This window comes from Citrobacter sp. Cpo045 (assembly GCF_030332875.1).
GTDB lineage: Bacteria > Pseudomonadota > Gammaproteobacteria > Enterobacterales > Enterobacteriaceae > Citrobacter > Citrobacter portucalensis.
This window is the reverse complement of the sequence record NZ_JAOWGZ010000107.1, coordinates 409,619-420,624: the sequence shown is the minus strand read 5'-3', so window position 1 is coordinate 420,624 and position 11,006 is coordinate 409,619. Positions and strand designations below refer to the sequence as shown.

The window sequence follows — 11,006 nt, the reverse complement described above, 5'->3', positions numbered from 1 at the left end:
GAATCGCGTTAGCATGAGGACGGACTCATTTAATCCGGGGAACTCATGGCTATCAAACTTATTGCTATCGACATGGATGGCACACTTCTGCTACCCGATCACACCATTTCACCAGCGGTCAAAACGGCGATTGCCGCGGCACGCGCGCGTGGCGTGAATGTGGTGCTGACCACGGGACGCCCGTATGCCGGCGTTCACAGCTATCTGAAAGAACTACATATGGAACAACCCGGTGACTACTGCATTACCTACAACGGTGCGCTGGTGCAGAAAGCAGGGGATGGCAGTACCGTGGCGCAAACCGCGCTGAGCTATGATGATTATCGTTACCTGGAGCAGCTCTCCCGGGAAGTCGGCTCGCATTTCCATGCCCTCGATCGCAATACGCTGTATACCGCGAACCGTGATATCAGCTACTACACGGTGCACGAATCGTTTGTCGCGACCATCCCGCTAGTGTTCTGTGAAGCCGAGAAAATGGATCCCGCAACCCAGTTCCTGAAAGTGATGATGATTGACGAGCCGGAGATCCTCGATAAAGCTATCTCTCGTCTACCTGCGGAAGTAAAAGAGAAGTACACCGTGCTGAAAAGTGCGCCGTACTTCCTCGAAATCCTCGATAAACGCGTCAATAAAGGGACGGGCGTTAAATCGCTGGCCGATGCGTTAGGCATTAAAGCCGAAGAGGTGATGGCGATTGGCGATCAGGAAAACGACATCGCGATGATTGAATACGCAGGGGTGGGCGTTGCCATGGATAACGCTATTCCGTCAGTCAAAGAAATCGCCAACTTCGTGACGAAATCTAACCTTGAAGATGGCGTCGCCTGGGCGATAGAGAAATACGTCCTTTCCTGATGCGTGTTATGCCTGGCCTCGGCTGGGCATTAACATTAAAATGTTATAAAACATATATTTATATTATCAGATGTGAAACCGCACATTAATACCTCCACATAGTACGTAACTTCTATACTCTCCCTTCTTCTTTTATATCTGGGCAATTCCTGCCTGCTACTAAACTTTCTTATGACAAACACAAGCATCCGCGTGGTGTTGATAACGTCTTCCTGTCTGGTTTTTCATGCCAGTGCCGCGACGGATTCCAGCTCAACTATTACACCTCTCTTTGGCTATCAGGATGACGGTCTGTCTGCGCCTGTACCGGAAAAAACGACGGTTAAACCTGCTGAAAACCACACTATTTTGCCCTTTTTAGGCGATGAAGCGCGTAAGCGCGGATATGAACTACCGGCACCGTTTGGCGTGAATATTAACTACATGAATATCCGACAAAATATTAATGTGGATAGTATTAACTTCAACGGTCTTTCCCTCGGTGGCCGCTCACTGGATAACGCGTTTAAAATTAGCGTCGGCAATACGCGTGAACGCAGTAAAACCGAAACGCTGAAGCTGGATGCCTGGCTGCTGCCGTTTATGAATGTCTATGGCTTGATTGGCTATACCGATGGCCACTCCGTTTCGCAAATAGGCGTCGGGATAAAAGGCCCCCTTAAAGACCGCACACCAAGCAGTTTGCAGAATCTGGCGTTTCAGCTCGATTTTAAAGGCACCACCTACGGCGTAGGGACGACGTTGGTCGGCGGTGTAGGCAACTGGTTTACTGCTTTTGATGCCAACTACACCCAGACGCGGTTCGATATTCTGGATGGGAGTATTGACGCCTTAACTCTTTCTCCGCGCATCGGATATCGCTTTACCACCCCCAGTGTGGATGCGCTGCACCTGCCATCCGGAAAGTTGAATCTATGGGTTGGCAGTATGTACCAGGACGTGCAGCAAGAATTTAGCGGTAGCCTTAACGACCTCACCATGCCGTCTGAAACGCTGCAAAGACTCGTTGATATTGCCAACAAAGACGGTAATGGTCGCTTTGACGTTAAACAGCATCTGCAATCCCCCTGGAACGTACTGGTGGGCGCACAGTATGAAATTACCCGGAACTTCAACGTCACGACCGAAATCGGCTTTGCTGAACGTAACAGTTTCTTCATGGCGGGAGAGTATCGCTTTTGAGCCGTCTTACCCTCTTCCTGCTGTTCAACATGCTCTCCTGTACAGTGCGGGCAGCGTTGCCGAGCCGAGGCGAAGTTGACGGTTGGCTAAATAAGTTGGGTGCCAGTGATAGCTTTGACGCCAGCAAAGGCATTGACTGGGGAGTAATGCCGGGACCGTTTTATACCCCAGAGCTGGGGTTAGGGATCGGTACAGCGGTGGTGGGGATGTATCGCCCTGACCCGAATGATACGGTAAGCCAAAACTCGACGCTGACGCTCAGCGGCTATTTTAGCTCAACTGGCGCATTCGGTATCACGATGCAAAATTACGCATTTTTTGCCGACGATCGGTGGCGATTTTTTCTCAATGGCGCATTAACGGATACTCCAACCTACTACTGGGGGCAAGGTTTTAGCTCTGGGGATAAAGATAACCAAAAACAGCAATACACCGCTCAGGTTCTGGAGTTGCGTCCAACGTTGTATCGCCAGTTGGCACCCAATGTTTATCTGGGGCTTGGCTGGTCGCTGAACGCCCAGCACGCTACCCAAATGGACGATAACGATCCGCCCAACATTGAGCATACCGGGCAGGGGGCGTCGGTTCTCAGCTCCGGAAGTAGTGTCGAACTCAGCTGGGACGATCGTGATTTCGTTCCCAACCCGCGTAAAGGACAGTATGCCGATGTGCGCTATACCCGATTCACACCAGAGGTGGGAAGCGATACGCGATTTGATGAATATCAACTGCACTACAGCCGCTATCACTCGCTGGACGAGAACAATGTGCTTGCCTGGGAGATGGACGGCGCGTTTACCCAGGGCGATGTGCCGTGGAGCATGATGCCGCTGCTTGGCAGCAATCAGCGTATGCGCGGTTATTACGAAGGGCGCTACCGGGATAAAAACGCCGTCAGCGGGCAACTGGAGTATCGGCGGAAACTTGACTGGCGGCATGGTGTGGTTGGTTGGCTCGGTGCGGGCACGATGGGACCCTCTTTTCATGCGCTGGACGATGGACGCTGGTTACCGTCCGCCGGTGTGGGCTACCGCTTTGAATTTAAGCCCCGGGTGAATGTGCGTCTTGATTATGGGATTGGCAAAGGGAGCAGCGGTTTTTATTTTCAGGTTGGAGAGGCATTTTGATCAATAAGGTGGTGTTAATAGCGCTCTTATGGCTGGCAACGGCGATAGCCCGTGCGGCAATACCTGTAACTTTGCAGCTCGTTTCTACAGAGGATAAGGCCCAGGGTACTGCCTGGCCGGTATTTTCGCCCCTCCCTGCACCTCAGGGATTACGTCCGTGCTGCGCGTTTGGCTACGACCTGCACGCACAGGTACTGCATATGCCGGTGCCATTTTATGAACTTGATAATGTTGTCACGATCGATAGCATCGGCGAGCACCGCTATAACGATAGCCTACTGTTAGGGCTAGCGAATCTGGCAGGGATCGGGCATGAGAATAACGGCATAGTGTATACCGCTCGCGGTGGCTTCATTGATACCGCACATGTCCGTGATACCGCAGACATGACGGCCTGGCTCTTTAGCCATCTTCTTCCACGGCTTGGTCAATCATTTACGCTGCGTCTGGATGATGAGCTTGCGCAACGGCATGTCGTATTTAACGCTTTCACACCCCCCACAGAGCCTGCTGATCGTTACGCGCTGGCGGCATGGATGGCCGCGCATCTGGCGTTTCAGCTCGCTGCCTGGCATGAAATTGCGCAATGGTATGGTTTTGAGTCTGTTCCAGGATTTTCGGAGGAGGTTTCTGCATTTTCCCCGGAAGATCTCTACTCAAATTTGTTGGGTGCCAGAATTGCGGTATCGCTGATCCTCAATGGGCAACTGGCAACAACGGAAATGTACGATGCGGCGATGAACAACGCGCTGCGCCAGGCGTTGATGCAATTGGGGGCAAAACCGGAAAAAATCACCCGCTTTCAGTTTGATATGCTGGATGGCAAATGGTGGAACAGCCAGCGTCGGGTACCAGAGAAATATTTGGTTCTGCACAGAAACTATGATGTGAGTGACTCGCGTTTACCGACGCCGGTACCGGGTGAACAAGCCTCGCCATTGAGACTGATGTTGCCACATCACTGGCGAGAATATTCCCTTGATGCGTTGGCACAACTCGAACTTTGGCCTGGCCGTACAATGGAGCGGCTGCCTACGCCAGGTTCCTGGTACACCGTCGCCAACTTTCCCGCGCTGGCTACAGTGGCACAATGCCGTGACAGCGAGGTGAACTCAGTCCCTTAAGAAAACGCGCCACAATGTCATTGCCTTACTACGTTTTCTCTCACGTTTTTCTTTCGCTGGCGGGTGACTTTCAGATTTTGCCAAGGGAATATGCGCAACGCCGCTACGCATAATCCATTTACGGGAAAATGCCGACGTCAGGGCCCGGCTTTTCAGGATTTTGCCATACAGTTTGAGACGTAACTTGTGGGTGGCTTTACGGTAAGCGTGATTCATATCTGGCGTATCCCGCAGCAGTACCGATTTGAGGATCTCCGCGCTGTCCAGCGCATAGCTAATCCCTTCCAGCGAGCTGGCGCTGATAAAACCGGCCGCTTCACCAATCAAAAATGCGTTGTCCTCGCCGCAGACGAAGTCTTTCCAGCGTGAGGGGAATAGCACCGTACATTTTTCACTTTTCACCGGTTTGCCGAACTGGAAATGGAACGCTTCCAGCTTCTCTTTCAGCGCGTCAAAGCGTGCCTGTCCGTCCTTCATGGGGTAGGCGCCACCAAAGATAAAATAGCCATCTTTGCTGATACTCCAGGAATAACAGTCAGTTGCATCGTTATCAAAAATACAGGAATAGAACGGTACGGGATGCTTTTCCGCAATCCATTGTTGAATAGCGACATATTTACGGATTTGGTGCTGTGGATAGAGATGACGGCGCACCAGTGAATTCGCGCCGTCTGCCCCCACCAGATAACGTGCAGTGATCTGCTGCTCCCAACCGTCGGCGCGGAAGATAACATGCCATTTATCGCCCTCGCGCCAGATTTTCCGACACAGGCTGTCGTGATACACCTGCACATCATCAGGGATGAGAGATTTAAGCCATAAATCAAAAGCATGGCGGTTGATATTAATGTAGCTGCGTTGGTAGTTACGCGTCAAAGAAGCGGCAACATCAACCGTTTTAACGCTAAATATCTGCGGGTTGGCGATAACATCAACGGGTAAGGTTATCCCGTCGCGGATAAACGAACGCTGGGCGTCCGGGGCCAGCAGACCGCCGCAGGGTTTAGTGAAACCTTCGTTGCCGCACTGGCGTTTTTTATCCAACGCAATCACGCGCATTTTTCCGCTTAGCTGTCGCGCCAGCGCTGCGCCTGCCGGACCTAAACCGATAATCGCTACGTCAAAATGTTCCATCTTTCTGTCCGCAAAAATGAAGATGGCGATACGCTAAAGCCTGAAAGTGAAGTGCTTGTGAAGTATGATTGTTTTAATCGTCTTGTATCAGGGCATCCCATGAAGCAAATCACCTTTACGCCGCGTAATCATCAGCTTACCAATATCAATACCTGGACACCGGACAGCCAGTGGCTGGTCTTTGATGTGCGCCCTTCCGGCGCCTCTTTTACCGGTGAAACAATTGAGCGCGTCAATATCCATACTGGCGAGCTGGAGGTGATTTACCGGGCTACTCAAGGATCGCACGTTGGCGTGGTGACCGTTCATCCAAAGTTGGAAAAATATGTCTTCATTCACGGGCCTGAAAATCCTGATGAAACATGGCATTACGACTTCCATCATCGTCGTGGGGTGATTGTTACGCAGGCTGGGGTGGAGAATCTGGATGCAATGGATATTACTGCGCCCTATACGCCAGGTGCGCTGCGCGGCGGGAGTCATGTGCATGTCTTTAGCCCGAACGGTGAGTTTGTCAGTTTCACCTATAACGACCATGTACTGCATGAGCGCTCTCCGGCGCTCGATTTACGCAACGTCGGCGTGGCTGCACCGTATGGTCCGGTGAAGGTCTCCGCGCAGCATCCGCGTGAATACAGTGGCAGCCATTGGTGCGTGCTGGTGAGCCAGACGACACCAACGCCAAAACCGGGTAGCGATGAGATTAACCGCGCCTATGAAGAGGGCTGGGTTGGAGAAAACAGGCTGGCGTTTATCGGTGATACGCTATCAGCCACTGGCGAGAAAGTACCGGAGCTGTTTATTGTTGATTTGCCACAGGATGAAAGTGGCTGGAAACAGCCGGGGGACGCGCCTCTGGAGGGGACTGACATGACCATGCCTGCGCCACCATCCGGTATTCGCCAACGCCGTCTGACGTTTACCCATGAGCGCGCCTTCCCGGGGCTGGTGAATCAGCCTCGCCACTGGGTACGCAGTAATCCAAAGGCATCAGAGATTGCGTTTTTAATGCGTGATGACAACGGTATTGTACAGCTTTGGCTGATTTCCCCACAGGGTGGAGCGCCGCGTCAGCTTACCCAGTGCGCTACGAATATTCAGTCAGCCTTTAACTGGCACCCATCGGGGAAATGGCTGGGATTTGTACTGGAGAACAGAATTGCCTGTTGTGATGTTCAAACGGGCGAGATTGATTTTTTAACGGAACGTCATGATAACCCGCCGTCGGCCGATGCGATCGTCTTCTCCCCTGATGGTCGACAGGTTGCGTGGATGGAAGACGTCGAGGGTTTCCGCCAGCTGTGGGTGACTGAAACCGGGCGTTAATTTATGGAGCAGACATTTCTGCCGGGGGAATAACGGCGTTCGTGGCCTGGGTTCTCTCCTCGCTCTTTTCTACGCGGGATCTCACCGAGTTATCTTTGCGAAAGAGATCCCAAGGTAGCAATACCGTATCGAGCACCGCGGTAAAAGGCATATCCAGAATCGCCAGCGACTTGGTTCCCCAGTTTGTATCACTTTCGCTAATCATTGTGGCACTGGCTCGCGTGCCAGGATACGTCCCTTCTTTACCACCTGTATGCGACATGATGCTGGAACAACCGCTTACAAACGCCATCCCACTACACATCGTCAGTGTTACCAACATTTTTTTAATCATCATTTATTCATCTGTATTTATCGTGTTTGCATGGTGAGTTAAAGCGATCCGTTGCGAAAATAACATCACCATTTCGTCGCACTGTGGCGGCCATCGCGATTTAACGAGAACAACTGCTCCCCCCAGTGTATGCAATAGACAACAAACTGCAAAAAAAGTGAGATGAATACGCTTGAAAAGTTTGTATTAAGACCCATTTTTAGAGTGTAGACAAATGAAGGGCATGCCTGATGGGTGTCCTGGCTACCTGACCTGTCCATGATGGAAGGTCAATATTCTCGCTGATTTCAGGAGCTATTGATTATGCGTAACTTTGATTTATCCCCGCTGTACCGTTCTGCTATTGGTTTTGACCGTCTGTTTAACCTGCTGGAAAACAATCAGGGCCAGAGCAATGGCGGCTACCCTCCGTACAACGTTGAGCTGGTAGACGAAAACCATTACCGCATTGCAATTGCCGTTGCCGGTTTTGCTGAAAGCGAACTGGAAATTACTGCCCAGGACAATCTGCTGGTGGTAAAAGGCGCCCATGCGGACGATCAAAAAGAACGTACTTACCTGTATCAGGGTATTGCCGAGCGCAACTTTGAACGCAAGTTCCAGTTAGCGGAGAACATTCATGTTCGCGGCGCAAACCTGGTAAATGGTCTGCTGTATATCGATCTTGAGCGCGTGATTCCTGAAGCGAACAAACCGCGCCGCATCGAAATTAACTAATTCTGTAGGCCGCTTCAGGCGGCCTTGCTAAGTCATCGGCTTGCCGTCAGGGAGCCGAAAGGTACCTACTCGCTTCTTAGAAGGAGATTATTATGCGTAACTACGATTTATCCCCACTGCTGCGTCAATGGATCGGTTTTGACAAACTGGCCAATGCCTTGCAAAACACCGGTGAAAGCCAGAGCTTCCCGCCTTATAACATCGAAAAGAGCGATGATAACCACTACCGCATTACCCTTGCGTTAGCCGGTTTCCGCCAGGAAGATCTGGATATTCAACTGGAAGGCACGCGCCTGACCGTGAAAGGTACGCCGCAGCAGCCGGAAAAAGAGACCAAATGGTTGCATCAGGGGCTGGTCACTCAGCCGTTCAGCCTGAGCTTTACGCTGGCTGAAAATATGGAGGTCTCCGGCGCAAGCTTCACTAACGGCTTGCTGCATATTGATTTGACCCGGAATGAACCTGAAACCATTGCTCCACAACGTATCGCCATCAGCGAACGTCCTGCATTAGATAGTTAAATAGCTCCATGCCTTTGCCCCGCCAGAAATGACGGGGCTTTTTTGTGCTTTACCACCCATACATTGCGACTGTACTCTGCGAGAATCCATTTACTTAATGATGTTATTCACAGGGAACAGGATATGAGTGATATAGCATTGACGGTCAGCGTTCTGGCATTAGTGGCAGTTGTCGGGTTATGGATCGGCAACATAAAAATACGTGGCGTGGGTTTTGGCATTGGAGGCGTGCTGTTCGGCGGTATTATCGTCGGGCATTTTGTCGATCAGGCAGGGATGACCCTGAGCGGCGACATGCTGCATTTTATTCAGGAATTTGGCCTGATTCTTTTCGTCTACACCATTGGTATTCAGGTGGGGCCGGGCTTTTTTGCTTCTCTGCGCGTTTCGGGCCTGCGGCTGAATCTGTTTGCTGTGCTGATTGTCATCATGGGTGGCCTGGTCACCGCGATCCTGCATAAGATTTTTGCCATTCCTCTCCCTGTGGTGCTGGGAATATTCTCTGGAGCGGTCACCAATACCCCGGCGTTAGGTGCGGGGCAGCAAATTCTGCGAGATTTAGGTACGCCTGGCGACGTAGTTGACCAGATGGGGATGAGCTATGCCATGGCTTATCCTTTCGGCATCTGCGGAATTTTACTGACCATGTGGCTGATGCGCCTTATTTTCCGCGTTAACGTCGATGCTGAAGCCCAGCAGCATGAATCCACGCTGACCAACGGGCACGCACTGATTCAGACGATGAACATCCGCGTGGAAAACCCAAACATCAACAATATGGCGATTCAAGATGTCCCGATTCTGAACAGCGACAAAATCATCTGCTCGCGTCTGAAACGTGACGAGACATTGATGGTGCCGTCGCCAGGGACGGTTATCCAGATGGGCGACCTGCTACACCTGGTCGGGCAGCCAGCTGACCTGCATAACGCGCAGGTGGTGATTGGGCAGGAGGTAGACACATCGCTGTCCACGCGAGGTACCGATTTACGCGTCGAACGCGTGGTGGTGACCAACGAACAGGTACTGGGTAAACGAATCCGCGACCTGCATTTCAAAGAGCGTTACGACGTGGTGATTTCCCGCCTGAACCGTGCGGGTGTTGAGCTGGTAGCCAGCAGTGACGCCAGCCTGCAATTCGGGGATATCCTCAATCTGGTGGGGCGTCCCGCGTCCATTGATGCCGTTGCCAATGTTGTGGGTAACGCGCAGCAAAAACTGCAGCAGGTGCAGATGCTGCCGGTATTTATCGGTATCGGGCTGGGTGTTCTACTGGGTTCAATCCCGCTGTTCATCCCGGGGTTCCCGGTGGCGTTAAAACTGGGTCTGGCTGGTGGCCCGCTGATTATGGCCCTGATCCTGGGGCGTATTGGTAGCATCGGTAAGCTGTACTGGTTTATGCCTCCCAGCGCTAACCTGGCGTTGCGAGAGTTGGGTATCGTGCTGTTTCTTGCAGTGGTGGGACTGAAGTCAGGCGGTGATTTTGTCGATACCCTAACACAGGGAGATGGTCTGAGCTGGGTGGGCTACGGTATTTTCATTACCGCGATTCCGCTCATTACCGTGGGCTTGCTGGCGCGAATCTTTGCCAAAATGAACTATCTGACGCTGTGCGGCATGTTGGCTGGCTCAATGACCGATCCCCCGGCTCTGGCGTTTGCTAATAACCTGCATGCCACCAGCGGGGCAGCAGCGCTCTCCTACGCTACCGTTTATCCACTGGTCATGTTCTTGAGGATTATCACCCCGCAACTGTTGGCGGTGCTCTTCTGGGGATTAGGTTAAAACTGACTTATCCGGCCTGCATCTCCTGTAGGCCGGATAAAACGCAACTCTCCATCCGGCATTACAAACACCCTCTCTCTTTCCCATTGTCTCATCACCCGACTCGCCCTCTCGTTTGAGAATCAGGTTCATACTCCTTAACTGTTCCGGTATAACGACCAGACAACAATATTTAAGGAGCTGTCATGAAGATTTCTCGCCTTGGAGAAGCACCGGATTATCGCTTCTCACTGGCAAATGAGCGTACTTTTCTGGCGTGGATCCGCACCGCGCTCGGATTTCTGGCGGCGGGGGTTGGCCTTGATCAACTGGCCCCGGATTTTGCCACGCCGGTCATCCGTGAGGCACTTGCCTTGTTGCTGTGTCTGTTTGCCGGCGGTCTGGCGATCTACGGCTACCTGCGCTGGCTACGTAACGAAAAGGCGATGCGACTGAAAGAGGACTTGCCCTACACCCACAGCCTGCTGATTATCAGCGTCATGCTGACTATTGTGGCGGTGATTGTCATGACGCTGGTGCTGTATGCCGGATAGCCGCAAATCGCGACGCATCGCTGATCCGGGGTTACAACCGGAGCGGACTTCACTGGCCTGGTTTCGCACGTTGTTGGGCTATGGCGCGTTAATGGCGCTGGCGATTAAGCACAACTGGCACCAGGCGGGAGTGCTGTTCTGGATATCGATAGTTGTGCTGGCGATAGTGGCGATTATCCTCTGGCGCTACACCCGTAGCCGTAATCTGATGGATGTGAGTCATAGCGATTTTTCTGAATCTCGCGCGGTGCGTGACAAATTTATGATCTCCCTCGCGGTGTTATCCCTCGCAATGCTGTTTGCTGTAACGCATGTTCGCCAACTTATCGTATTTATCGGGAATTTTGCATGACAGGATGTGAGAA

General features: G+C 52.0%; 12 protein-coding genes and 1 other annotated feature. Of the genes, 10 read left to right on the top strand and 2 right to left on the bottom strand.

Going from position 1 to position 11,006, the window contains the following annotated elements; genetic code table 11:
* The first annotated feature begins 45 nt into the window (after positions 1-45).
* The 4 genes from yidA (at position 46) to OGY13_RS23835 (ending at position 4,291) form a co-directional block, all read left to right on the top strand.
* Positions 46-858, top strand: coding sequence for a sugar-phosphatase (gene yidA, locus OGY13_RS23850; protein WP_008786541.1), 813 nt, complete (start codon positions 46-48; stop codon positions 856-858).
* Positions 859-1,029: 171 nt separating this feature from the next.
* Positions 1,030-2,040: a hypothetical protein gene (locus OGY13_RS23845; protein WP_020996043.1), complete on the top strand. Its 1,011-nt coding sequence runs from the start codon at positions 1,030-1,032 to the stop codon at positions 2,038-2,040.
* On the top strand, positions 2,037-3,167 hold the full coding sequence (locus OGY13_RS23840) for a BamA/TamA family outer membrane protein (protein WP_374214046.1): 1,131 nt from the start codon (positions 2,037-2,039) through the stop codon (positions 3,165-3,167). Before OGY13_RS23845 ends, OGY13_RS23840 begins: the two co-directional genes overlap by 4 nt.
* Positions 3,164-4,291 carry a DUF4056 domain-containing protein gene (locus OGY13_RS23835; protein WP_213752172.1) on the top strand — a complete coding sequence of 376 codons (1,128 nt, stop codon included), beginning with the start codon at positions 3,164-3,166 and terminating at the stop codon, positions 4,289-4,291. The genes OGY13_RS23840 and OGY13_RS23835 overlap by 4 nt, the downstream gene beginning before the upstream one ends.
* Here OGY13_RS23835 and cbrA read toward each other — a convergent pair.
* Positions 4,280-5,425, bottom strand: coding sequence for a colicin M resistance lipid reductase CbrA (cbrA, locus tag OGY13_RS23830; protein WP_213752171.1), 1,146 nt, complete (start codon positions 5,423-5,425; stop codon positions 4,280-4,282). The two genes, OGY13_RS23835 and cbrA, sit on opposite strands and share 12 nt — an antisense overlap.
* A gap of 99 nt (positions 5,426-5,524) precedes the next feature.
* Between cbrA and OGY13_RS23825 the strand changes: the two genes are divergently transcribed.
* The gene (locus tag OGY13_RS23825) at positions 5,525-6,751 is read left to right on the top strand and encodes a YidR family protein (RefSeq protein ID WP_213752170.1); all 1,227 of its coding nucleotides are present in this window, start codon (positions 5,525-5,527) and stop codon (positions 6,749-6,751) included.
* 1 nt (position 6,752) lies between these two features.
* Here the strand turns inward: OGY13_RS23825 and OGY13_RS23820 are convergent, their stop codons facing one another.
* Positions 6,753-7,085: a YceK/YidQ family lipoprotein gene (locus OGY13_RS23820; protein WP_003023879.1), complete on the bottom strand. Its 333-nt coding sequence runs from the start codon at positions 7,083-7,085 to the stop codon at positions 6,753-6,755.
* Positions 7,086-7,323: 238 nt separating this feature from the next.
* Positions 7,324-7,395: a sequence feature (ROSE (Repression Of Heat Shock gene Expression) occurs in the 5'-region of heat shock genes and acts as an RNA thermometer to modulate expression.), on the top strand.
* On the opposite strand from OGY13_RS23820, the gene ibpA reads away from it, so the two are divergent.
* The 5 genes from ibpA to OGY13_RS23795 all read left to right on the top strand — a co-directional run bounded on the left by ibpA (position 7,389) and on the right by OGY13_RS23795 (position 10,993).
* Complete coding sequence (gene ibpA, locus OGY13_RS23815; RefSeq protein ID WP_003023882.1) at positions 7,389-7,802, top strand: small heat shock chaperone IbpA; 414 nt, start codon at positions 7,389-7,391, stop codon at positions 7,800-7,802. It overlaps the preceding feature by 7 nt.
* A 92-nt stretch (positions 7,803-7,894) precedes the next feature.
* Positions 7,895-8,323 carry a small heat shock chaperone IbpB gene (gene ibpB, locus OGY13_RS23810; protein WP_003827096.1) on the top strand — a complete coding sequence of 143 codons (429 nt, stop codon included), beginning with the start codon at positions 7,895-7,897 and terminating at the stop codon, positions 8,321-8,323.
* A 123-nt stretch (positions 8,324-8,446) separates the two neighbouring features.
* A complete protein-coding gene (locus OGY13_RS23805; RefSeq protein ID WP_048227364.1) occupies positions 8,447-10,108 on the top strand; it encodes a putative transporter in 1,662 nt (553 codons plus the stop codon).
* Between the two features lie 185 nt (positions 10,109-10,293).
* The gene (locus OGY13_RS23800; protein ID WP_003023888.1) at positions 10,294-10,641 is read left to right on the top strand and encodes a YidH family protein; all 348 of its coding nucleotides are present in this window, start codon (positions 10,294-10,296) and stop codon (positions 10,639-10,641) included.
* Entirely contained in the window at positions 10,631-10,993 is a 363-nt protein-coding gene (locus OGY13_RS23795; protein WP_008786533.1) for a DUF202 domain-containing protein, read from the top strand. The genes OGY13_RS23800 and OGY13_RS23795 overlap by 11 nt, the downstream gene beginning before the upstream one ends.
* Positions 10,994-11,006: the final 13 nt, after the last annotated feature.